Genomic DNA, 23705 nt, shown 5'->3' with positions numbered 1-23705 from the left:
GGCAAAAGTTGAATTGTTTTACACATAATTCCTAAAATTTAATGAATTCAGTTAACAAATCAACCTTCGCCATGCAGCCTCTTGCTCCGATTAAGGCGCCTTCACTTTTCTACGCGACTTCCCCACAAACTGCTTTTTCTAAAAGTTCTGCAACGTCGTAGGTTGAAATCGTTTCTTCTACCTCTTTCGCCTTTGTGCCGTCTGATAGCATCGTTAAGCAGTATGGACATCCAGAACTAATTACAGAAGGATTTACCGCTAGCGCCTGCTCGGTTCTGGAAACATTAATCCGGTGGCCGGTTTCTTCTTCCATCCACATTAAGCCGCCGCCTGCGCCACAGCACATTCCCGTTTCTCTGTTTCTTTCCATTTCCACAAGCTGCACACCTGGGATTGCTTTCAAAATCTCACGTGGTGGATCATACACGTCGTTATAACGACCAAGGTAACAAGAATCATGGAAGGTAATCTTTTCATTGACGGCATGCTTCGGTACAAGCTTTCCGTCACGAACAAGTTCATAAAGAACCTCCGTATGATGATAAACCTCTGCCTCCAACCCAAAGTCAGGGTATTCATTTTTGAAAATATTGTAGGCATGCGGGTCAATCGTAACAATTTTCTTAACCTCTGCCTTTTCAAATTCCTCAATATTTTTTGTTGCAAGCTCCTGGAACAAGAACTCATTGCCGAGTCGACGCGGTGTATCACCAGAGTTTTTCTCTTTATTCCCTAAGATAGCAAACTTCACGCCTGCTTCATTTAATAGCTTTGCAAACGATAGAGCAATTTTCTGGCTGCGGTTATCGTAGGATCCCATCGAACCAACCCAGAATAAGTATTCAAACTCTTCGCCTTTTTTGTTCATTTCTTTTACCGTTGGAATTTCAACATCCTCGCGGACCTCACGCCAGGTTTCGCGCTCTTTTCTGTTTAACCCCCACGGATTGCCTTGACGTTCGATGTTGGTCATCGCGCGCTGTGCGTCTGCATCCAGCTTTCCTTCTGTTAAAACAAGATAACGGCGCAGGTCGATGATTTTATCCACGTGTTCGTTCATAACCGGACATTGGTCCTCACAGTTTCGGCATGTGGTACATGCCCAAATTTCCTCTTCCGTAATCACATCGCCAATCAAGCTTGGATTATAGGCCAAAGTTGCTGCTGATTCTTGGGCACCTTGGCCACTTGCAGCAAGGGCGATCTGGTTACCCGTTGAATTACCAAAAGCAAACGTTGGCACCCACGGCTGTTTGGAGGTAACGGCTGCACCATGGTTCGTTAAGTGATCACGCATTTTCACAATTAAATCCATTGGCGACAGCATTTTTCCCGTTCCTGTTGCCGGACACATATTCGTACAGCGTCCACATTCTACACAGGCATAAAAATCAATCATCTGGTGCTGGGTGAAATCTTCAATTTTTCCAACTCCGAAGGATTCTTGTGACTCGTCCTCAAAATCGACCTTTTTCAACTTTCCTGGCTTTTCCAAACGGTTAAAATAGACGTTTGCCGGTCCGGCAATTAAGTGTGCGTGCTTGGATTGCGGTACATACACTAAGAAGGTTAATAAGAATAGCAGATGTGCCCACCAGGCCAGGTAAAATACAACAATTGAAGCGGTTTCGCCAATCCCTGAAAAAATAAGCGCAATCAGTGAGGCAATTGGCTCCGTCCAAGTGGCTTCGTGACCATGCCAGATGATGCCCATACCGTTCCCGACAAGAACAGAAAGCATTAATCCGCCGATAAAAATCAACACAAGACCTGATTTAAAATTGCGCTTCAAGCGCACAAGTTTTTCAACATAGCGTCGGTAAAATGCCCAAATGACGGCAACAAGGATCATCAGTGTGACGATTTCTTGGAAAAAAGTAAACCCAGCATACAACGGTCCCAGAGGTAAATGAGAACCCGGTCCTAACCCTTTCCAAATAAAATCGATCGCACCAAATTGAACGAGGATAAAGCCATAAAAGAACATCACGTGCATGATTCCACTCTTTTTGTCCTTTAATAACTTCTTCTGACCAAAAACATTGACCCAGACTTTTTGCATTCGATCTTTGACTCTGGTGTCAAACTCAACCTTTTTTCCCAGCTTAATAAATGCAATCCTCGTTTTCACTACATAAACGAACAGACTGATTGCGTAAGCGGTTACAGCTAGGAATGCAATGAGGTTAACCCATAAAAGCCCATTCATTCAAAACGCCCCCTTTGTTTTCCTGTTTATTTTTTGTTGAAAATTCCAAACCAATAAAATTTTCTGAATACTATTAACACTATTATATAATGAATGAGCATTCAGTCAAACATTTTTCTTAAAATACATTTAACATTTAATCTAATTCATACTTACCACTCTGTTTGGCAAACCTAAAAGAAATGATTGGAGGAACGAACTGGAATGAAGGTAACATCCATCATCATCGCATTTATACTTCTTATCATTGTCTGGCTTTATCTTGATTTTCACCTAGGGAGAAGAAAGCACCTCCGTATTGTCCGCAATCAGGCAACACCGATACTTTATGGAAACTTCGATATCTTTCCACATGGGAAAGAACTGTTTGCTGATTATTTTAATGAAATAAAACATGCAAGGCTCCATATTCACATTCTGTTTTATATCGTCAAGAATGACCATTTTAGCCAGGAGTTTTACTCTCTTTTAAAAACAAAGGCCAAGGAAGGCGTGGAAGTCCGGCTGCTCGTTGACCGGCTTGGCAGTCACAAGGTGAACAAGAAGATTGCAAATGAATTGCGAACGGCAGGTGTTCAGCTTGCCTTTAGCAATCGGATTAAGCTGCCCTATCTCTTTTATTCCATGCAAGTGCGCAACCATCGCAAGATTTCGATTATTGATGGCAAAATTGGCTACTTGGGCGGCTTCAATATTGGAAAAGAATATATTGATCAGGATCCGAAGCTTAGTCCCTGGCGCGATTACCACTTGAAAATCACTGGGGAGAGCGTTCCATTTTTACAAGCTGAGTTTCTTATTGACTGGAAGGAATACGCATCAGAAGCGATCATGGATGATTCCACCTACATCTTAAAACAGCCCAAAGGTCATGCTTCACATCAATTTGTACCAACAGAGGCAGGACTTCTCGAAAAGAAATACTTGGAGTTAATCCAACATGCGGATCAGACGATTATGATTGGAACACCTTATTTCATCCCAAGTAGGCAATTACTAAAGGGACTCCTGGATGCATTAAAACGTGGAGTTTCGATTACCATTGTTGTTCCTTACACCACTGATCATATGCTTGTACAGGAAGCATCCTACCGATATTTACGATCACTATTACAGGCAGGCGCACAGGTTTATCAATATAAAAAAGGTTTTTATCATGCAAAATCAATTGTTATTGATGATAAAATCTGCGATATCGGCACAGCCAATTTTGATCAACGAAGTTTATTTTTAAATAAAGAAATTAACTGCTATTTTCATGACCCTGTATTTGTTGAACGATTTAAGGATGTATTACAGAAGGACATTCTTGACTCTAGACCCTTGACGTTAACAGATCTCAATAAGCCAAACCTTTTCAGATCCTTTAAAGAAGTCATCGCCGGTGCTGTGTCACTTTTTTTATAGGTTTGGCAAGGATTGTTGTTACGAAAAATTATTGGTATCCCTAGTAAGGAGAATTGTCATGAAGATTCGGTTCGGATATGTTTCGACGGCCATTACGCTGTGGGACGCTTCTCCGTCGAAAACACTAACATTCACACGCTACCAGCAATTATCTAAACAAGAGCGTAATGAAAAGTTATTGGAGCTCACAAAATTAAATCTTTCTCATACATTGCGAATGCTCTATTTCAATTTGGCTCATGAAATTGAATTGTATCGGCTATCCAGTTCACTCGTTCCATTGGCCACCCATCCCGAGGTATTTTGGGATTTTGTCACTCCTTTTAAAAAAGAATGGCAGGAAATTGGTGAATTAATCAAGAGGCACCAATTGCGAGTAAGTTTTCATCCAAACCAGTTTACGTTGTTCACCTCACCGCAAACAAAAATAACCGATAATGCGGTGATCGATATGGAATACCATTATCGAATGTTTGAAGCGATGGGTGTGGAGGACAGGGGGATGATGAATATTCATATTGGTGGTGCCTATGGTGATAAAGTGGGAACGATTGTCCGATTCCATGAAAACCTAAAGAGATTACCGCCCCATATTAAACGGTCCATGACGTTGGAGAATGATGATAAAACCTATCATGCAGAAGAAACCCTCCTCGCCTGTGAAAAAGAGACCGTCCCTTTTGTGCTTGACTATCATCATCACATGGCTAACCCCTGTGAAACACCGCTCGAAAAACTGCTACCGAGAATTTTTCAAACATGGGAGCATATAGACCTTTTACCGAAAGTTCACATTTCTTCCCCTAAAGGTGAAAAGGAGTTCCGTTCCCATGCCGATTTCGTCGACCTTGAATTTATCATGCCCTTTGTAAAAATGGTAAAAGCATTGGGACAGGACGTCGATTTCATGATCGAAGCCAAAGCCAAGGACCAAGCCACGCTGAAATTAGTGGAAGACATGAGCAAAGTTCGGGGTTTTAAGCGGATTCGCGGGGCTGCCATCGAGATCAAATAATCACGTGCATTTTTTCTAATAGGAATGGTTAAAGTAACAACAGATTCCAACAAGGAGGGATTATTGATGGAAAGCACCAGCCAATTCGTACAAAGACTAGCCGAAAACCAAAAAAAGCAAGAAAAAAATAAAAAACGCGGCAAAAACACCCCAGAAAACAAACTACCAAATCACAAACACTCGCAAGGGGTTTAAAAGAAAAGAGTCTCCCATCGCGGAGACTCTTTCTATTCTTCAATTAGATTCAAAACTGGAACATCCCGTTCATTTTCCGGATCTGTCTTTGAATAAATCCTCGCCATCTTCGTAGTCTCATCGACATGCTGAATAATCACCGGCGTTCCTTCATACGTTACCTGAACCATATCCATCGACTCAGCAATTTCCTTCGCTCTACCCACATTCATACTGCCCACTCCTCGTTAAAATTACCTTTTTAATATCTACCAAAAAACAGATAATTATTCGGTGCCTATTCGGTGCCTGTCACCGCTCGTGGACACTTTCCACCCCAGGTGGACACTGAAGATCATTTTCCATTTAAAAAAGGCTCCCAAATTGGGAGCCATTTTTGATTACATTTTTTCTGGAGCGGAAACACCGATTAATTTCAAGGCGTTGCGCAGTGTGATTTGAACGGTCTTGATTAATGCAAGTCGAGCCTTTGTACGCTCTGGATGCTCGTTATCTAGCACTTTTTCCGCGTTGTAGAAGCTATGGAATGTTGACGCAAGCTCCATAATATAGTTCGTCACGCGGTGCGGCACACGCTTCAACGCAGCCTCGCCAACCGCCTGCGGGAATTCTCCAAGCTTTTTCAATAACTCAATTTCCTTTTCCGCCCCGATTAAGGCAAAATCCGCGTTCTGGTCAGCTGTCATTCCCTGCTCCTCACCTGATCGCAGGATACTGCAAATCCGCGCATGGGCATATTGAGCATAATATACCGGATTTTCATTCGATTCCGATACCGCTAAATCCAAGTCAAAGTCCATATGCGTATCCGAACTTCTCATCGCGAAGAAGTAACGAGTCGCGTCAAGACCAACCTCATCGACCAAATCACGCATCGTCACAGCTTTACCGGTACGCTTGCTCATCTTCATCTTTTCTCCATCTTTGTACAGATGTACAAGCTGAATGATTTCCACCTCGAGGGCGTCACTCGCATACCCTAATGACTGAATCGCCGCCTTCATCCGCGGGATATAGCCGTGATGGTCCGCACCCCAAATATTGATCAGCTTTTCAAAGCCGCGGTCAAGCTTATCTTTATGATAAGCGATATCTGGTGTCAAATACGTATACGACCCATCCTGCTTAATGAGCACGCGGTTCTTATCATCGCCGAAGTCCATTGAACGAAGCCAAGTCGCGCCCTCTTCCTCATAAATATAGCCGTTGTCACGAAGCACTTTTAGCGCCTCATCGATTTTTCCATTTTTATAAAGGGACGTTTCCGAATACCAAACATCAAACTTAACACGGAAATCTTCCAGGTCCTTTTGTAATTTTGCCATTTCAACCTTCAAGCCATATTCACGGAAAAACTCAAAACGCTCCTGCTCATCCACGTTGACATATTTATCGCCAAACTCTTCAGCCAACGTCTTCCCAATCCCGATGATATCCGCACCATGGTATCCGTCCTCCGGCATAGGTTTATCAAGTCCTAACGCCTGAAAATAACGCGCCTCTACAGACTTGGCAAGGTTATTAATCTGATTTCCTGCGTCATTAATATAGTATTCACGCGATACATCATAGCCTGCTTTCGCTAAAATATTGCAAAGCGAATCACCGACAGCAGCACCACGTGCATGGCCAAGGTGGAGGTCACCGGTAGGATTCGCTGAAACAAACTCGACTTGAACCTTTTGCTTGCCGCCAACACTTGTTTCTCCGTACTTTTCCCCAGCCTCAAGAACCGTCGGAATCAAATCGGTTAAGTACGCATTGTTCATATAAAAATTAATAAATCCTGGACCAGCTAATTCAATTTTTTCAATCGAGGCTTTCGAGCTGTCGAAATTCTCAATCAGCGCTTCAGCAATCATTCGTGGCGCTTTCTTTGCGACACGTGCCAGCTGCATCGCCATGTTGGTAGAATAATCGCCATGCGCCTTTTCCTTCGGTATTTCCAAAACCACATCGGGAATCTGTTCTTCTGTTGCGAGATTGGCCTTCACAACCGCCGCCCGAATTTCCTCTTTTAACCGACTTTGAACCTGTTCAACTATATTCATTTATTCTCCTCCTGAAAGACTATTTCTAACTCATATGTATTCTTAGCGGCACCATCCATCAAGAAATCATAAAGCACGCTAAAACTTCCTTTACCATTTTCATAGGAATAGTCCATCCTTTTTGCCATTGTCTCTGTTGCAAACTGGCCAAACGGCATTTCATAACTGCCATTCAACCTCCGATTCACTTCAAACGGCAGGCGCATCTTCACCGCACCACCGCGTAAAATCAAGGCTGCATCGATGCCCATTTTCACAATCGTTCGGACACTTCCCTCTTCCATCACTTCCTCATATCGAAGATAAGCCGCATTTCCTTTTTCAAAGTATGTACCAAAAACCAGCAATTCAAAAGTCTCATCCTGATCAATGGTCGTTTTCACAGTAATTTTTACCGGTAATTCAGGGATTGACAACCGTAATGCACACCCTTTTTTTAAAATAAACCTATTGCAGGTCCATAGAATTTTCTTAGTTTGCCGACTAGGGCACCTTTTCTATTATAAACGATTGAGGAGCCACAATACAAAAGATGCCTGCCCCTTAATATTAGGACAGGCACCAAAATGGTTCTATTTCACCCAGCCAAGCAGCATTTCACGAATCAACTTGCTTGCCGTGTTCGCCGTTTGTTCCGATGGATCGTAAATCGGCGCCACCTCAACAAGGTCGCAGCCGACGACGTTGACACCCGAGCGGGCAATTTCATGGATAGAGGCAAGCAGCTCTTTTGACGTAATCCCGCCGGCGTCCACCGTACCTGTCCCTGGTGCGTGTGCAGGATCAAGAACGTCGATATCAATCGTCACATATACAGGGCGTCCGGCAAGTTCAGGAAGCACTTCTTTTAACGGCTGGAGTACTTCGAATTTAGAAAGATGCATGCCGTTCTCTTTCGCCCATTGGAATTCTTCCTTCATCCCTGAGCGGATGCCAAAAGAATACACGTTTTTCGGCCCGATATGTTCAGCAATTTTGCGAATCGGAGTGGAATGTGATAATGGCTCGCCTTCATATTGCTCACGAAGGTCAGTATGAGCATCCATATGGATGATCGCTAAATCAGGATATTTCTTATGTACCGCCTTCATTACCGGCCAGGATACTAAATGCTCCCCGCCCATCCCAAATGGAAACTTTCCAGCAGCAAGGACTTGGTCGACAAACTCCTCGATCAAATCAAGACTTCTTTGTGCATTCCCGAATGGAAGCGGAATATCACCGGCATCGAAGTATTTTACATCGACATCAAGCTCCCGATCTAGATAAGCACTATATTCCTCTAAACCTACCGAAACCTCGCGAATTCGAGACGGTCCAAAACGCGAACCCGGGCGGAAACTAACCGTCCAGTCCATCGGCATCCCATAAAGAACCACCTGACTCTCCTCAAAATTTTGGTGACTCTTAATAAACACATTACCTGAATAAGCCTCATCAAAACGCATCTAACTAACCTCACTTTTATGTATTCACTTTTTGGTGCCTGTCACCGCTCGTGGACACTGTCCACCCCAGGCGGACAGTTGACGAACAACTGGCCCTCATTATTTCACTAAATCCCCTACAAATTTCGGTAATACGAATGCTGCTTTGTGCAGTTCTTTGGTGTAGTATTTGGTTTCGATTTCATGGAAGCGGTCTTCGGTTACTTCCAGTGGATCGTATTTTTTGGATCCGATGGTGAATGCCCATAGTCCGCTTGGATATGTAGGAATATTGGCTACATACAAGCGTGTAATCGGGAATATTTCGCGGACGTCGCGCTGTACGTGGCGAATTAACTCTGCCTTGAACCATGGATTATCGGATTGAGCCACAAAGATTCCGTCTTCTTTCAATGCCTTCGAAATCCCTGCATAGAACCCCTTGGTAAACAGGTTCACCGCAGGACCTACAGGCTCTGTGGAATCCACCATAATCACGTCATACTCATTTTCACTTTTGGCAATGTGCATGAAGCCGTCATCCACACGCACTTCTACACGTGGGTCATCAAGCATTCCAGCGATTTCAGGCAAAAACTTCTTAGAGTACTCAATTACTTTTCCGTCGATATCGACAAGTGTTGCTTTCCTCACGCTTGGGTGCTTTAAAACTTCGCGAATAACGCCGCCATCGCCGCCGCCGACTACTAAAACGTTCTCTGGGTTTGGATGTGTAAACAAAGGAACATGTGCCACCATTTCATGATAAACAAACTCATCTTTTACAGATGTCATCACCATGTCGTCTAAAAGAAGCATATTGCCCCATTCTTCCGTTTCGACCATATCTAGCTTTTGAAATTCTGTTTGTTCCGTATGTAAAGTTTTATTTACCTTCATGGTGATTCCGAAGTTTTCGGTTTGCTTTTCTGTAAACCAAATCGTCATGCTGTATCTTCCTCCAGATTCTGTTTAGTTAGCATTGATCACTATCCATTCACTCCATTTTTATAGTACCCAAACGATTGAATTACAATCATAAGCAACAGTCTAGCAAAATCCTATTAAAATTCCTAGAAATTTTTTCATTCAAATCGTTTAAAACCTCTGTTTTGTCACAATACTGATACTAAGGAATTTCTAGGAATGGCAAAGGAGGGTATTCTTGTGGAATTAATGACCAATCATGGATTTCGAAAAACGATAAAATACTTGCGTGCGTTTATAATCATTAGTTTGATAGGCTTTGGCTGCATGATGATTGTTTTTCTTGGGATTCTTGGTTATGCCAAAATTCTCGGAGCACCGCCACTCGCTGTTCCCCAATCGACTTTATTCTTTGCCAGTGACGGGACGCTGATTGGTGAGAGCAATAGCGGCCAAAAGCGCTACTGGGTTCCACTTGAAGAAATCTCACCTGATTTAATCCATGCGACCATCTCGATTGAAGATAAAAATTTTTACGAACATAATGGTTTTGACTATAAACGAATTATCGGCGCCATCCTTGCAGACGTAAAAGCAATGGCGAAAGTGCAGGGTGCCAGTACGATTACTCAGCAATACGCACGGAATCTCTTCCTTGAGCATGATAAAACGTGGTCAAGGAAACTATATGAAGCTTTTTTTGCAATCCGGATTGAAATGAATTATTCCAAAGAGGAAATTCTAGAAGGCTATTTAAATACCATCTACTATGGTAACGGTGCTTATGGGGTTCAAGCTGCCAGCCAATTTTATTTTGGAAAAAATGCTTCCGAATTATCCTTAGCTGAAAGCTCAATGCTAGCAGGTGTCCCAAAAGGGCCTGGGCTTTACTCACCGCTTGAATCATTGAAAAATGCAACAAAGCGCCAAGCAATCATTCTAAACTCTATGGTCGAAAATGGCTATATCCAAAAAGACACAGCCGAAAAGACAAAGGAAACACCGCTTACTTTAGTCGGCAAGCACCCGCATAAAACAGTGGAGGCTGCTCCTTACTTTCAGGACGCTGTGAAAAATGCTTTAAAGAATCAGCTCAAGCTTGATGAACGAACGATTGCCCTAGGCGGACTAAAGGTTTATACCACACTTAATTTAAAGCAGCAGGAAGCGGCAGAAAAAAAAATCCAAGAAACGATTGCCAGTAGTTCTGAAATTCAGGTCGGTCTGATTGCCATGGACCCGAAAAACGGTTATGTCAAAGCAATGGTTGGTGGCCGTGATTATGAAGCGAGCCCGTTTAACCGGGCTGTTCAAGCGACTAGACAGCCAGGCTCGACGATTAAACCGATTCTATACTATACAGCACTCAACCAAGGATTTACGCCATCTTCAACGATGAGAAGTGAAAAGACCACCTTCAAACTGGATGATGGCCATACTGATTATGCACCACAAAACTTTAACAACAAATATGCCGACGGTGAAATCACCCTCGCCCAAGCGCTAGCGGTATCAGATAACATTTACGCTGTCAAAACTCATTTATTTATGGGTGCGGAAGCTTTGATCAACACTGTGAAAAAGTTGGGAATATCAACGAAAATGGATAGTGTCCCATCACTTGCCCTCGGAACATCAGGGGTGCGGGTCATCGACATGGCAAATGCCTACAGTCAATTTGCGAATGGTGGAAAAAAAGTTACGCCAACCCTGATTACGAAGGTAGAAGACTATAATGGCAAGGTTATTTATGAAAATAACCATGAAACAGAGCAGGTGTTAGACCCAGCGAAAGCTTTTGTGATGACGCATCTGATGACAGGGATGTTTGACACAAAGCTGAACGGCTATGCCAAAGTAACGGGTAACTCTCTGATTGATGACATTACTCGTCCTTATGCAGGTAAATCGGGTTCAACCGAGACGGACAGCTGGATGATTGGTTTTACTCCGCAGCTGGTTACTGCTGTTTGGGCCGGTCATGATGTTGGTAAGCCGATTACTCTTACCGCTGAAAAAGGCTATGCAAAAAATATTTGGGTAAAGTTTATGGAGGAAGCCTTAAAGGATAAACCAATCAAAGGGTTCAATCCCCCGAAGGAAGGCGTGCTTGGCGTATACGTTAATCCTGAAAACGGCAAGCTGGCATCAAAGGATTGTCCTGTCCGCAGGTTTACTTACTTTGTCGCTGGTACCGAGCCCACAGAATACTGTACCGATCATTTAAAACACGAAAATCACAACCCAACGAAAGAGAAACAGGAAACAAAGGACCCTTGGTATAAAAAGATCTTCAAATGGGGTGCCTAAGCCAAAAACACGAGAAAGGCTCCGGAGTTTAGGTCCCCGGAGCCTTTTTCGTGTCCTAGCTTTACAGTGTTTACACACTGCATATATTTTACAACTTTTTCTTTAAAAATGCTATCGTAAAAAATGCCTTTTATTCCGCTGCCAAGCCCTTTTTCAACTCTTCAGCTGAGTTATTCCACATGTCTTGATTATGGTTTTGCAGAAAATCAGCTAAGATTTTCTTTGATTTTTCATCCATATGGTCGACAATGATCGATCGCTTTAACGATTTATCCATGCGGTTGACATGTTCTGGAAGTGATTTGTACCCGCGGCGGATTTCCCGGTCAACGGTCATTTCACAGGCGGTCACACCCGCATAATAAGGACCTTCTTGTTTCCGGTCCACCGTCACCCACACCAGCCAATAAGGTTTCGCGTTAGGAACCTCTTCCTTCGTCTTAAGGAATTTAATTCCCTTCTCGACCACACTGCGAGCGTGCATAGCTCCGACATCAATCATCGCGTCCCCGGCATCAACATCAATGATAACAGGAGAAACATTATCTAGGCTTAAGGCTCCTTTACCAAAGCCCTTATGTCCATCCGTCGGATCAGGTTTGATAATATTAAAGCCAAGCGGTTTTTTCTTATTGTCTGCCATTAAAACTCGTAACCTCCTATATTAAAAAAACAATTGATAAAAGAAATTATCGATTCCTTGCCACAACCCAGGGAGAATAAATTGGAATATCGGCTGAATCGTGTACTGATCCAGAGGGGTAATGACTAAAATGATAAAAATTAATACGCCGTACTGTTCATATTGAGTCAATTTTGCCCTGATATCATTTGGTGCCAAATCCTCGAGGATTCGATAGCCATCCAGCGGCGGGAATGGTAATAAATTAAAGACAAACAGCACTAAATTGAGCCAATTAAAAATATCTAGAAAATCATAAAAACCTGTGAAGTTTGCAGCCAACCCTGTTTTTGCTAAACCATATCCAGCTAAAAAGCCAAGGAGTGCCAGCACCAAATTACTAAGCGGACCTGCTACAGAAACCAACACCCCGGCAAGACGCGGCTTTTTAAAGAAGAAGCGGTTCACTGGAACTGGACGGGCCCAGCCAAATCCAGCAATAAAAATTAATATCGTTCCAAATGGATCAAGGTGCTTAAGCGGATTTAATGTTAAACGACCCTGCTTCTCGGCAGTATGATCCCCGAACTTATAGGCAACATAAGCATGAGAAAATTCATGGAACGTAAAGGCAATCATTAACGTAATCGCGACATAGGGAATTTCCCTAAGTGAATAGGCTAGAAATCCTTCCAAATTTGTTTCCCCTTCTCCTCTTTTTTCCTTTAAGTATACCTTAAACTGGATATAAAATGAAAATGTTTGCTACACTATCCTTGTAGTTCACAAAGGAGGTTTGAATCATGCCATACGTTACAGTTAAAATGCTGCCGGGACGCACGGATGACCAAAAGAAAGCACTTGTTGAAAAAGTAACCGATGCTGTCAGTGAAACGACTGGTGCTCCGAAAGAAGCAGTTGTCGTATTTATTGAAGAAATGCAAAAAGAACATTACGGTGTTGCCGGCGTTCGCGCAAGCGACAAATAGGAAAAGCGGAAGCGCCTTGTCCAGGGGCGACAGGCATAAGACGAGCCGGCGAGAAGGTTGTTCTTTAACCTTCTTGACGGATTGGCTTATGACCCGAGCCCCTAGGCGCTGAAGCTAGACAATACTCAAAGTTCAAAACTTCATACAAAATTTATCCTAATTAAAAAGCGTACCTGTCTTTGAAGAAACCTTCAAAAACACGGACGCTTTTCTAATTAAGTTTAGCTTTTTCTTTAAGCGATTCAATATAGGCATAAGCGAGGTCAATTTCTTCGACAGTGTATTTCTGGCTGCCTTTTAGCGTAAATACCTTATTGATCACTTCTTCTTTGAGTAGATTATCAAAATATAAAACAGTTGAAACAAGCTCCAAAAATCTAGCATTCTGTTCGTTCATATCACAGAGGCAATTCTCTAAAAATGGCATTTCCACTTCGTTTAAACTTAAAAACTCTTTTCCAGTGTCGGTCAGCGTGTAGCGATATTGAAAGTAACCGCCTTTTTTCTCCTTAATTTCATTGAGAAAGCCCATATTGCATAGTTCTTCCACTCGCAATGTCAGTTCCTCCGAATAAGGACCATAAAAATGAAACTGGAACCGCTCATGGAAAGGAAATTCCACCTTTTTTGCAATATATATCATCTTTTGCAGCCTTTTTCTCCCGATGATTTCTCCGGATACTGAAATCGCCTGCATCAACTTGGCGTGGTCTTTTAACACACTCCTCATCTCCTAAATCCAAGGTTATATCTCTAATAGAGTACGTATTTGTGTCTTTATATTTTTTCCCGAGGATTCGTCCTCTAAGAAATCAGCTGGGTAATACAGCTTGTGATCCGTTCGCCGCTTACCGGAGATCGCATCGACAATCTCTGATTCCCGAGAAAGTTCCCTTAACTCACCATTTTTCATCAAAAGATGTATCGGCAGCCGTTCCTCCTCTTCACCTGGCCGATAAAAATCGTAAGGTAAATCGGATGATGAATCGACCACTAAATAATATTCTGGATCAATGCCTGCTTTTTCAAAAAGACGCGTTAGTTCAGCGAGCTTCTTATACTCCTTAGCAGGATCAAATTCAGCATATTTAAATAAATTTCGGTTCACAAATCGCCGGCACAGGTCACTTAAAATAGGATCATTTTCTTCCTGCCAAATTTGGAAATAATACATGATAATCGATTCATCTAATTTTAAATAGTCTTCTAACGTTCCTTTATCGGTAAAAAAAGAATAGAAATGAATGGGTTCATATTTAAATGAGTAATTGTTTTCATTAAGTTGCTTGGCACGATGGAGGATTTTTGTCAAAATCACTTCAGCACTGCGGGAAACAGGATGAAAATAGACCTGCCAGTACATTTGATAGCGGCTCATAATATAATCTTCAACCGCATGCATTCCGCTTTTCTTAATCACAACCTGGTCTTCCTTTGGCCGCATGACACGAAGAATTCGCTCCATATCAAATTGACCATAGCTTACCCCGGTAAAATAGGCATCCCGTTGCAGGTAATCCATCCGGTCGGCATCAATTTGGCTGGAAATTAAGCTGACCACCCGCTTTTTGGCAGATGTTTTTGCGATCACTTCCGCCACCTGCTGTGGGAAGTCTGGACTAACTTTTTTTAATATTGCGTTGACCTCTGTATTTCCTTGCACAATGGCCTGTGTAAAATCTTCATGGTCGAAGTCAAATACTTTTTCAAACGAATGGGAGAATGGGCCATGCCCCAAATCATGAAGGAGTGCGGCACAAAGGGTGAGGAGACGATCCTCGTCATTCCACTCTGGTCTGCCTGCAAATACATCATCAATGATGCGGCGGACAATTTCATATACTCCGAGGGAATGGTTAAAGCGGCTGTGCTCTGCACCATGAAAGGTTAAAAAGGTGGTTCCAAGCTGTTTGATACGTCGCAGGCGTTGAAACTCTTTCGTTCCAACCAAATCCCAAATCACGCGGTCACGTACATGAACATAGCGATGAACAGGGTCTTTAAACACTTTTTCTTCAGTCAGTTTTTCCACCGAATAATCCATTGCCTTCCCTCTTCCTCTAAACTTTCTTCTATTATATCCCAATTTCCAGCAAATTTCTGCAGGATTTTTCGACAATATCCTGAAAAGAAAAATCACCTAAACACTCGGTCATAGGTGATTTATTTATAAATAATCTGGAAATATCTTTGAACTTAGATTACTGTCTAGCTCCAGCGTCCAACGACTAGTGTACTTCGGTCTTCTCCCTACGATAAGTCAACATCGGATCGCTACGCTCTCCGTGTTTCCTTTATCTTAGTCGAAGCCCTCCAGTCCATACGTCGCTAAACGGACGCTTCCGCTTTTCGGATTTTTTTATTAATCTTTTCCATTAATTCCTCTTCGGTTAGGGCAGCTAGCGGACGGTTATTGACGAAGGCAAATGTTTTTTTCCGGCCAGGTCCACAATAAGATTGGCAGCCAATTGTAATCGTGGCTTCGGGGTCCAATTCTTTTAAACGAGGGATTAATGTCTTGAGATTCACGGCTTGGCAATCATCACAAACACGGAATTCATTTGACATAGCTTCCACCCTTTCTTTTCTACCAATACAATTTATTTGATCCAATATATTTACGACTTAACTCCTTAGGTATTTTACAATTTCTTTCTACCCATTGCAAGTTGCAATCTTTAGCAATCCTTGTAACTCTTTCAGTTAAAAAAACTATTATCCTTGCAACATTTTGGTATAAAGCTTGAAAATCTTGTCAAAGATAAGACTAGAACTTTTAAAAACTCGTCATGAGTTCAATGTAATTATTTTTAAAGGAGTTGAAATGGTATGAAAGTTCGGCAAGATGCTTGGACAGATGAAGATGATTTATTGTTAGCGGAAACCGTCCTGCGCCATGTACGTGAGGGCAGTACCCAGCTAAATGCTTTTGAAGAGGTAGGCGATAAGTTAAATCGGACTTCTGCAGCCTGTGGTTTCAGATGGAATGCCGTTGTTCGCCATCGCTATGAAAAAGCCTTGCAATTAGCAAAAAAACAGCGTAAACAAAGGCAAAGAGTGTTAGGAAAAGATCAAGGTGGAAAGAAAAAGTTACTCTACAATCCTCCAGCACCACTTACGGACGATTTCGAAGTACTATCAGTACCAGTGGAAATGCCAATGGAAACTAGCTTTGAAATGCCAGATTTAACAACAGAAGCAGCCGCTGAAACGTTTGTTTTGCCTACCGTACAAACGTATAGACCTGCAGCTAAACAACCGTCTACAGCAGGGTTATCACTTGATAGCGTGATCGATTACTTACAAAACTTTAATCATGCCAATCTGCAAAATGAAGCATTAAAAAGTGAGAATGAAAGATTGAAGCGCGAAATTTCAGAGCTGCGCAAGCAAAATGAAGAAATGGCCGCAAAAATTGAGGGTCTCACGCAAAATACCGAAACCATCCAGGAAGATTACGAGACACTCATGAAGATTATGAACCGTGCCCGTAAGCTTGTATTATTTGAAGAAGAAGAAAGACCTGCGACGAAATTTAAAATGGACCGTAACGGAAATTTAGAGAAGGTCGCTGAGTAAAACGTCTAAAAGCGGAAGCAAGACAAAAGATTTTGGGAGAAGGACAATATCCTCTTTTAAAAAGAGCCGTAAATCCATTTGGGTTTACGGCTTATTACATGTCATCAAGTTTTTCATTTCGTTCAATGATTCTCTGATAATAGCCGGGAAGGAGGTCTAATTCCAGTTCATTCAACTGTCCGGCGTAGAGATAGCCGCTGTTGTTTTTTAACTGGTTCAATAGACGCAGCATAACATCTGAAATCGTAAGCGGCGTTCCCAAAAGTTCAGATAGGGAAGCCATCACTTCCGGTACAATTTCTGGATAGACGAATTTTGTCGGCTGCTCCCTTTTTGCCACTTGATAAAATTGCTGGATTAACGCGGCACGGGCACTGCCGCTGCCATTGACACATAAATAGATTTGCACCGCCACCCCTTTTTTGAGGCGGCGCTGGGAAATACCTGCAAACTTTTTTCCAGCGATACTCAAGTCATAGCTTCCTGGGCAGTAGGATCCGACGATTTCTCGTGCCTCAATCGGCTGATTATAGTCCGCAAAAATATTTTGAATCAGTTGCCACATCGTATCATAGCCGCGGTTGATGTCGATCCCTTTTTCTTTTTCGGGTAAAATCAGTGAGATATTTAGCACCCCTTCGTCAAGTACCACGGCTAATCCGCCCGAGTTGCGGACAATTGACTGATAGCCCTGTGTTGCGAGAAATTGCCTTCCTTCTTTTAGAAATGGCAATTTGGTATCTTGGATCCCGAGTACGATGGTATTATGATGGACCCAGGTCCTGGCGGTCGCCGGCGCCTTTCCAGAACCGACCGAGGCACATAACGTATCATCCGTGCCAAATGACTGTAACGCATGAAAATGGCTGCCTAATGACGACTGATCAATCACCCGCCATTCATGTTGACGAAGTAAACCTTCCATAGTGTTTAACTCCTCTAATGAATAATAAGTTTATTTTAGCAAAAAGAATCCTATTAAAACAGCATCTTACGGTGTTTGTTTTTCCAAATAATGTCTAATTGTCCAAAACCCCTCGAAAAAAGTCCAAATGGGTTCCAAAAAAGTCCATAACCTAATAAAAATAGTCCATAACCAAAAAAGCCAGCCCCACAACCATGGACTGGCTCTCAAAAACCTCTTATAATCCCTGCGCCGCAGTGATTAACGCCAATTTATAGACATCTTCTTCATTACAGCCGCGTGATAGGTCATTTACAGGTTTGTTCAACCCTTGAAGGATTGGGCCAACTGCTTCGAACCCACCTAAACGCTGGGCAATCTTGTAGCCAATATTTCCAGCCTCAAGGCTAGGGAAGATAAATACGTTCGCGTCCCCTTGAAGTGGCGAATCTGGCGCTTTACTTTTTGCAACGGAAGGAACGAAAGCCGCGTCAAACTGGAACTCGCCATCAATCACCAAGCTTGCATCACGACGCTTCGCTTCTTCAACCGCACCTGCAACTTTTTCTGTTTCTGGAGACTTCGCAGAACCTTTTGTTGAAAAGCTCAACATCGCAATTCTTGGTTCGATATCAAACATATCTGCCGTTTTCGCACTTTCCACGGCAATTTCAGCTAAATCATTGCTGTCAGGAGCAATATTGATCGCACAGTCAGCAAATACATACTTCTCTTCCTCACGAACCATGATGAAGACGCCAGACGTTTTCTTAACGCCGGCTTTTGTCTTAATAATCTGCAGTGCCGGGCGAACCGTATCAGCAGTAGAGTGAGCAGCACCACTCACTAATCCGTTTGCTTTATTTAAATATACAAGCATCGTGCCAAAATAATTTTCATCCAATAATATTTTACGCGCGTCTTCCTCTGTTGCTTTTCCTTTACGGCGCTCAACAAATGCTGCCACAAGCTCGTCCATTCCTGCATAGCTCGCTGGATCGTATATTTCCGCTGACTCTAAGGAAACTCCAAGCTCAGCCGCCTTACTTTGAACCTGTTCAATGTTTCCAATTAATATCGGAGTTAACCGCTTTTCCTCCGCAAGCCTGCTGGCAGCTCGAACAATTCGTTCGTCCAACCCTTCTGGAAAAACAATTTTCATATCACGACCCGCTAACTTTTGTTTTAAGCCTTCAAATAAATCCGCCACATTAAATCCTCCCTAAATAAATCTACTCTTTTAGCATACTTTACCTGTTGAAAAGTTCAACTTAGTTAGCGCTTTCATAGTTATTGTTCTTTTATTCAAAAAACTCACACTCCCCTTTACTATTTACCTTTTTTAAAAAAATATCCATGGCTGTTTATTCGAGCCTGTCTTGGTCAACTATGTTATAGTAAAGATTGTAAATAAGAAGAATGATTATTTAGGAGTGATTTTAATGAATGAAGCAGCTCAAACACTTGATGGCTGGTATTGTTTGCATGATTTCCGTACGGTTGATTGGACGATGTGGAAAATGCTCTCAAGCGATGAACGCCAAGAGGCGATTCAAGAGTTTTTAAGTCTAGTTGAAAAATGGAATCACACTGGGGAACGTAACGAAGGCAGCCATGCTTTATATACAATAGTTGGTCAAAAAGCTGATTTCATGATGATGATTCTGCGCCCAACCATGGAAGAATTGAATGAAATTGAAACAGAATTTAATAAAACAAAATTAGCAGAGTTCACGATTCCGGCTCATTCCTATGTGTCTGTTGTTGAGCTTAGCAACTACTTAGCTGCAGGGGAAGATCCATATCAGAATCCACATGTTCTTGCTCGTCTTTATCCAAAATTACCAAAAACTGCGCATGTTTGCTTCTATCCAATGGACAAACGCCGTCAAGGTAACGATAACTGGTATATGCTTCCGATGGAAGAGCGCCGCAGTCTAATGCGCAGCCACGGAATGATTGGACGTACATATGCTGGAAAGGTAAAACAAATCATTACCGGCTCTGTAGGCTTTGATGACTACGAATGGGGCGTAACCCTATTTGCAGAAGATGTTCTTCAATTTAAAAAGCTAGTTTATGAAATGCGTTTTGATGAAGTGAGTGCACGCTACGGTGAGTTTGGCGCCTTCTTTGTTGGAAATCTTTTAGAAGAAGAAAGAGTCTCAAGTTTCTTGCATGTTTAATCGCAAAGTTCTCAGCCCTTGCTGAGAACTTTTTTTGTAGGTTCCCTATGTCATATTTACCCTCTCCTCCTCATACTAATAAAACAGCGAGTCTTAAGTTTTGCTCCGCATCATTTCATAGTAGAACTTTCTGCGATTGATTGTCACCATTTAAAGGTTAGCGGAGTATGAATACAGTTGGGCCAAAAGATTTAGTTATTTTTAGGAGGGAAAAAAGATGAGTCAATATAATAACCAACAAGGGTATCAGCCTTATCCTGCCAGACAGCAGGGAGCCACTCCATATCAAGGTCAAGGTCAAGGGTATTTTCCTGGTCAACAACAGCAGCAATTCCCACAGTTTCCGCCAGCTGGTGCACCACAAACACCTCCAGGAACAATACAGCCGCAAGGAATGCTGCCAATTGAACAATCATACATTGAAAATATTCTACGGTTAAACAAAGGAAAATTAGCCACCGTTTACACCACTTTCGAGGGCAACAGTCAATGGAATGCCAAAAAATTTGTTGGTATTATTGAAGCTGCAGGACGAGATCATCTCGTTTTAAGTGATCCACAAACAGGCCAGCGTACTCTCATTCCAATGGTAGCCTTTGATTACGCAACTTTTGATGAAGAACTCGAATATGAATACCCATTCGGGGCTTCACCTGGTTTAAGTACTTATCCGCCGCGATAAAATGGAAAAAAGGCATTGGAGGCCCAATGCCTTTTTTCTATCTTACAGATCTTTAACTGTACCAATGATCATTAAAACCCAGCCTGCTAAGAAGCAAACTCCTCCAATTGGAGTGATCGCTCCTAGGATCCCAACCTTGGTTAAGCTTAAGATATACAAGCTGCCGCTGAAAAAGATGATTCCGATTAACATGAGCCAGCCTGACCAGGTAAAGTATGAACTGGCTGCCACCTTCCCGAGAAGGATTCCAATTACCAATAGTCCTATGGCATGAAACATTTGATACTGAACTCCCGTTTTCCAAATATCTAAGTAATAAGGATCCAGCCTATCTTTAAGTCCATGGGCCCCGAAGGCTCCAAGCGCTACCGCTAAAAAAGCGTTAATCGCACCGATAATAATAAATGTTTTCATACTTTTCCCCTTTTCGCTTTAAAAATCAAACAATGAGTCCCCGTTTGCTTCGTCTTCCATTTCTATTTTTTTCGGTTGATTTAATGATACTGGCTGCTGAAAAGACGGTTGGGCCATTACAGGCTGATAGACAGCTGAAGGGGCCAACGGTATTTCCTGCCGGTTCTGCTTTTCATCTAGAATCAACTCGCATAATATTTTAATAGAGTACACTTTTTCCCGCAAGTTTTCTTGTTTTGTGCTGTTCTTCGCTTGCTTTAGTTCATCTTCTATTTTCATTAATAATTTTTCTACTGAAATATTCACGATTCATAAACTCCTCTAGTTCAATCTCCACCTTATCATACCAAATTCCACAGCCATTTAAAAATTCGACATGTTTCACGTGAAACATGTCGAATTCTTAAATGAAAGGCTGTGTTAAACTTGGCTGTTGATTTGAGCTCCAGGCACTTCGCTTTCCGCGGGCGGTCGGTGAGCCTCCTCGCCGCTTCGCGACTGCGGGGTCTCACCCTGACCTGCTAGTCCCGCAGGAGTCTCGTGCCCTCCGCTCAAATCAACAGGTTATAAAATCAATAGTATCATTTAACACAGCCAAATGAAAAAAGTCGCCATTCTACTAATTGGCGACTTTCGTTAATGTTTACCCTAATATTCTTTGGTAAATCGATTTTGCATGGGTTAAATCTTTAGTTCCATGGATAAGTGCCCGGCCGTCGTTGAAGATGACCATGCGCTCGATGCCCATTTCTACTGATAAGAGATAGGGATTCCCTTTTACTGTATAACCTAATGAATCTAGCTGCCCAGCCAGCTTCTCAAGCGAAATAGCTCCTTGAGTAGACGGCCGAATTTGGACCGTATCTCTGCCGCATAAAACAGTCGTTTTTGTCATATTTTCTTGGTCCAGGTAAGGATATGTTCTTTCCTCCCCACAGGATAAGCAACCGGAAAATTTGGCTTTTCCCATTTTCAAACTCGTGTATTGGTTCCGCCATAAGTCAAAGCTTACGAATGAAGTTCGAACTGCGTCCCAATCCTCGACTAGCATTTTGAAGGCTTCTGCACTTTGATGGGCGATCACCATTTGGACAGCTGGCGAGATAATCCCGCCCGTGTCGCACGTTAATCCCTGCATCGGAATCGTTCGCAATAAACAGTTTAAGCATGGGGTTTTTCCAGGAATAATGGAAAAGCTCATCCCATAACTACCGACACATGCCCCATATATCCAAGGTATCTTGTACTTCTGTGAAATATCATTGATCATCATCCGCGTTTCAAAATTATCGGTTGCATCGATAATGAGATCAACATCCCTTACTAAATCCTCGAGCATTGGTGGCGTGGCATCACCGATAATCGCTTTGATTTCCACGTCAGAGTTGATTGCCTTTAGACGTTTTTCAGCAGCCGCGGCCTTAGGAAGCTTCAGAGCGACATCCTCCTCTGTATAAAGCTGCTGACGCTGAAGATTGCTTGCCTCGACATAATCTCGATCGACGATCGTAAGCCTGCCAACCCCTGCTCTTGTGAGAATTTCTCCATTACCTGACCCAAGGGCTCCTGCACCGATCATTAACACATGCTTGGTACTAATTTTAGCTTGTCCTTCTTTTCCAATTCCTGGAAAGAGGACCTGCCGTGAATATCGTTCGTTCATTTGCGTTTTCCCCTTTCCGAAAAATCCACAAAGTATAACTTGTACTCAACTAAATTTATGGTGACCACTTTCATTCCTTTTTCCGGATTTCGGGCATCAAGACCCTCTCTTGGTGACCACTTTCCTTCTTTTTTCCGGATTTCAGTCATCAAGACACCTTCTTGGTGACCACTTTCCTTCTTTTTTCTGGATTTCGGGCATCAAGACCCTCTCTTGGTGACCACTTTCCTTCTTTTTTCTGGATTTCGGGCATCAAGACACCCTCTTGGTGACCACTTTCCTTCTTTTTTCTGGATTTCGGGCATCAAGACACCTTCTTGGTGACCACTTTCCTTCTTTTTTCCGGATTTCGGTCATCAAGACACCTTCTTGGTGACCACTTTCATTCCTTTTTCCGGATTTCGTCATCATGATCTACACCCAAAAACCAAATCAGCCCCCGCTTACTGGCGGGATAAAGGCAATTTCATCACCAGCTTGAATCACTTCGTCATCCTGAGCAAACTCTTCGTTCACAGCAGTCATAACGGTGTCCAACTTGGGAAGATCGTAACGTAAAGTCAATTCTGCTTTCAAATCTCCAACTGTTTTTCCCGCAGCTTCGATCTTCAAAAATTCTTCTCCAACCGCATCACGTAAATGAGCAAAAAATAATACTTTATTCATTCAAATCGCCCTCCTCCGGCTTGCCGCTTGGATAGGCCACCGTTTCGAGCTGGTTGCCCATCCACTCTTCGCCATCTTCCCAATGTTCTTTTTTCCAAATCGGGACAATTTCTTTGATTCTTTCAATCGCATAGCGGTTCGCTTCATAGGCATCGTTACGGTGCGGGGTAGAAACAGCAATGACCACCGCAATATCGGTGATATCAAGTCTGCCCACGCGGTGAGTAATCGCTACCTGTGCGCCTTCCCAGCGTTCTTCAATTTCCCTGCCAATTTGCTCAAGCTTTTTCACAGCCATCGCTTCATACGCATCATAAATTAAGAAAAGCGTCTTCTTACCTTTTGTTAATTCTCGAACCGTTCCGATAAACGTTGTAATCGCGCCTGCATTGCGCTGAACAACCTTATCAATTACGGATTGGATATTGATCGGCTCTTTCGACATTTGATAATTCATTC

28 protein-coding genes are annotated in these 23705 nt (G+C 42.6%); 8 read left to right on the top strand and 20 right to left on the bottom strand.

All coding sequences use genetic code 11. The features are described from left to right. Positions 1 to 109: 109 nt before the first annotated feature. A complete protein-coding gene (locus tag BLR86_RS14395) occupies positions 110 to 2209 on the bottom strand; it encodes a (Fe-S)-binding protein (protein ID WP_090762602.1) in 2100 nt (699 codons plus the stop codon). Positions 2210 to 2413: 204 nt separating this feature from the next. Here BLR86_RS14395 and cls point away from each other — a divergent pair, with 204 nt between their 5' ends. From cls to BLR86_RS14380, 3 genes are all read left to right on the top strand, one after another. Then, a complete protein-coding gene (cls, locus tag BLR86_RS14390; RefSeq protein ID WP_090762600.1) occupies positions 2414 to 3616 on the top strand; it encodes a cardiolipin synthase in 1203 nt (400 codons plus the stop codon). A gap of 58 nt (positions 3617 to 3674) precedes the next feature. Then, a complete protein-coding gene (gene uvsE / locus BLR86_RS14385; RefSeq protein ID WP_090762598.1) occupies positions 3675 to 4631 on the top strand; it encodes a UV DNA damage repair endonuclease UvsE in 957 nt (318 codons plus the stop codon). A gap of 66 nt (positions 4632 to 4697) precedes the next feature. After that, positions 4698 to 4826 (top strand): DUF4023 family protein, encoded by a 129-nt coding sequence (locus tag BLR86_RS14380; protein WP_090762596.1) that lies wholly within the window; start codon positions 4698 to 4700, stop codon positions 4824 to 4826. 32 nt (positions 4827 to 4858) lie between these two features. Here BLR86_RS14380 and BLR86_RS14375 read toward each other — a convergent pair whose 3' ends face one another. From BLR86_RS14375 to speE, 5 genes are all read right to left on the bottom strand, one after another. Beyond that, complete coding sequence (locus BLR86_RS14375) at positions 4859 to 5038, bottom strand: H-type small acid-soluble spore protein (protein ID WP_090762594.1); 180 nt, start codon at positions 5036 to 5038, stop codon at positions 4859 to 4861. Positions 5039 to 5206: 168 nt separating this feature from the next. Next, on the bottom strand, positions 5207 to 6877 hold the full coding sequence (argS, locus tag BLR86_RS14370; RefSeq protein WP_090762592.1) for an arginine--tRNA ligase: 1671 nt from the start codon (positions 6875 to 6877) through the stop codon (positions 5207 to 5209). Then, positions 6874 to 7293, bottom strand: coding sequence for a YwiB family protein (locus BLR86_RS14365; protein ID WP_175492899.1), 420 nt, complete (start codon positions 7291 to 7293; stop codon positions 6874 to 6876). Before BLR86_RS14365 ends, argS begins: the two co-directional genes overlap by 4 nt. A 156-nt stretch (positions 7294 to 7449) precedes the next feature. Further along, entirely contained in the window at positions 7450 to 8325 is an 876-nt protein-coding gene (gene speB / locus BLR86_RS14360) for an agmatinase (RefSeq protein ID WP_090762588.1), read from the bottom strand. Between the two features lie 99 nt (positions 8326 to 8424). After that, entirely contained in the window at positions 8425 to 9252 is an 828-nt protein-coding gene (speE, locus tag BLR86_RS14355) for a spermidine synthase (RefSeq protein ID WP_090762586.1), read from the bottom strand. Between the two features lie 219 nt (positions 9253 to 9471). Between speE and BLR86_RS14350 the strand changes: the two genes are divergently transcribed. Continuing rightward, positions 9472 to 11541: a transglycosylase domain-containing protein gene (locus BLR86_RS14350; RefSeq protein WP_090762584.1), complete on the top strand. Its 2070-nt coding sequence runs from the start codon at positions 9472 to 9474 to the stop codon at positions 11539 to 11541. A 130-nt stretch (positions 11542 to 11671) separates the two neighbouring features. Here BLR86_RS14350 and BLR86_RS14345 read toward each other — a convergent pair whose 3' ends face one another. Beyond that, complete coding sequence (locus BLR86_RS14345) at positions 11672 to 12184, bottom strand: YwhD family protein (protein WP_090762582.1); 513 nt, start codon at positions 12182 to 12184, stop codon at positions 11672 to 11674. Positions 12185 to 12205: 21 nt separating this feature from the next. After that, positions 12206 to 12859, bottom strand: a complete 654-nt coding sequence (locus BLR86_RS14340; RefSeq protein WP_090762580.1) for a site-2 protease family protein — start codon at positions 12857 to 12859, stop codon at positions 12206 to 12208. Positions 12860 to 12966: 107 nt separating this feature from the next. On the opposite strand from BLR86_RS14340, the gene BLR86_RS14335 reads away from it, so the two are divergent. Continuing rightward, entirely contained in the window at positions 12967 to 13152 is a 186-nt protein-coding gene (locus tag BLR86_RS14335; RefSeq protein ID WP_090762578.1) for a 2-hydroxymuconate tautomerase, read from the top strand. Between the two features lie 211 nt (positions 13153 to 13363). On the opposite strand, the gene BLR86_RS14330 is transcribed toward BLR86_RS14335, so the two are convergent. The 3 genes from BLR86_RS14330 to BLR86_RS14320 form a co-directional block, all read right to left on the bottom strand. Continuing rightward, positions 13364 to 13873: a YwgA family protein gene (locus tag BLR86_RS14330; protein WP_090762576.1), complete on the bottom strand. Its 510-nt coding sequence runs from the start codon at positions 13871 to 13873 to the stop codon at positions 13364 to 13366. Between the two features lie 24 nt (positions 13874 to 13897). After that, positions 13898 to 15196, bottom strand: coding sequence for an HD domain-containing protein (locus BLR86_RS14325; protein ID WP_090762574.1), 1299 nt, complete (start codon positions 15194 to 15196; stop codon positions 13898 to 13900). Between the two features lie 284 nt (positions 15197 to 15480). Beyond that, positions 15481 to 15720 carry a YuzB family protein gene (locus BLR86_RS14320; protein ID WP_090762939.1) on the bottom strand — a complete coding sequence of 80 codons (240 nt, stop codon included), beginning with the start codon at positions 15718 to 15720 and terminating at the stop codon, positions 15481 to 15483. Between the two features lie 261 nt (positions 15721 to 15981). Between BLR86_RS14320 and BLR86_RS14315 the strand changes: the two genes are divergently transcribed. Then, positions 15982 to 16731: an RsfA family transcriptional regulator gene (locus BLR86_RS14315; protein WP_090762572.1), complete on the top strand. Its 750-nt coding sequence runs from the start codon at positions 15982 to 15984 to the stop codon at positions 16729 to 16731. 94 nt (positions 16732 to 16825) lie between these two features. On the opposite strand, the gene BLR86_RS14310 is transcribed toward BLR86_RS14315, so the two are convergent. Beyond that, on the bottom strand, positions 16826 to 17656 hold the full coding sequence (locus tag BLR86_RS14310; RefSeq protein WP_090762570.1) for an octanoyl-[GcvH]:protein N-octanoyltransferase: 831 nt from the start codon (positions 17654 to 17656) through the stop codon (positions 16826 to 16828). 217 nt (positions 17657 to 17873) lie between these two features. Next, complete coding sequence (gene pta, locus BLR86_RS14305; protein WP_090762568.1) at positions 17874 to 18845, bottom strand: phosphate acetyltransferase; 972 nt, start codon at positions 18843 to 18845, stop codon at positions 17874 to 17876. Between the two features lie 232 nt (positions 18846 to 19077). Here pta and hemQ point away from each other — a divergent pair, with 232 nt between their 5' ends. After that, positions 19078 to 19821, top strand: coding sequence for a hydrogen peroxide-dependent heme synthase (gene hemQ / locus BLR86_RS14300; RefSeq protein WP_090762566.1), 744 nt, complete (start codon positions 19078 to 19080; stop codon positions 19819 to 19821). Between the two features lie 217 nt (positions 19822 to 20038). Then, positions 20039 to 20503, top strand: coding sequence for a spore coat protein GerQ (gerQ, locus tag BLR86_RS14295; RefSeq protein ID WP_090762564.1), 465 nt, complete (start codon positions 20039 to 20041; stop codon positions 20501 to 20503). A gap of 42 nt (positions 20504 to 20545) precedes the next feature. Here gerQ and BLR86_RS14290 read toward each other — a convergent pair whose 3' ends face one another. The 7 genes from BLR86_RS14290 to BLR86_RS14270 form a co-directional block, all read right to left on the bottom strand. After that, positions 20546 to 20917, bottom strand: a complete 372-nt coding sequence (locus BLR86_RS14290; protein ID WP_090762560.1) for a DUF423 domain-containing protein — start codon at positions 20915 to 20917, stop codon at positions 20546 to 20548. A gap of 18 nt (positions 20918 to 20935) precedes the next feature. Beyond that, positions 20936 to 21223, bottom strand: a complete 288-nt coding sequence (locus BLR86_RS14285) for a YwdI family protein (protein WP_090762558.1) — start codon at positions 21221 to 21223, stop codon at positions 20936 to 20938. A gap of 337 nt (positions 21224 to 21560) precedes the next feature. Further along, complete coding sequence (locus BLR86_RS14280) at positions 21561 to 22580, bottom strand: MoeB/ThiF family adenylyltransferase (protein WP_090762556.1); 1020 nt, start codon at positions 22578 to 22580, stop codon at positions 21561 to 21563. Continuing rightward, a complete protein-coding gene (locus BLR86_RS26115) occupies positions 22577 to 22732 on the bottom strand; it encodes a hypothetical protein (protein WP_217642385.1) in 156 nt (51 codons plus the stop codon). Before BLR86_RS26115 ends, BLR86_RS14280 begins: the two co-directional genes overlap by 4 nt. Positions 22733 to 22832: 100 nt before the next feature. After that, complete coding sequence (locus BLR86_RS26110; protein WP_175492897.1) at positions 22833 to 22991, bottom strand: hypothetical protein; 159 nt, start codon at positions 22989 to 22991, stop codon at positions 22833 to 22835. A gap of 21 nt (positions 22992 to 23012) precedes the next feature. Then, positions 23013 to 23246, bottom strand: coding sequence for a molybdopterin converting factor subunit 1 (gene moaD / locus BLR86_RS14275; RefSeq protein WP_090762554.1), 234 nt, complete (start codon positions 23244 to 23246; stop codon positions 23013 to 23015). Beyond that, positions 23239 to 23703, bottom strand: a complete 465-nt coding sequence (locus tag BLR86_RS14270) for a molybdenum cofactor biosynthesis protein MoaE (protein ID WP_090762552.1) — start codon at positions 23701 to 23703, stop codon at positions 23239 to 23241. Before BLR86_RS14270 ends, moaD begins: the two co-directional genes overlap by 8 nt. Positions 23704 to 23705: the final 2 nt, after the last annotated feature.

Origin of the sequence: Bacillus sp. OK048, assembly GCF_900103525.1 — a bacterium.
Lineage (GTDB): Bacteria > Bacillota > Bacilli > Bacillales > Cytobacillaceae > Neobacillus.
This window is presented reverse-complemented; position numbering and strand designations above follow the sequence as displayed.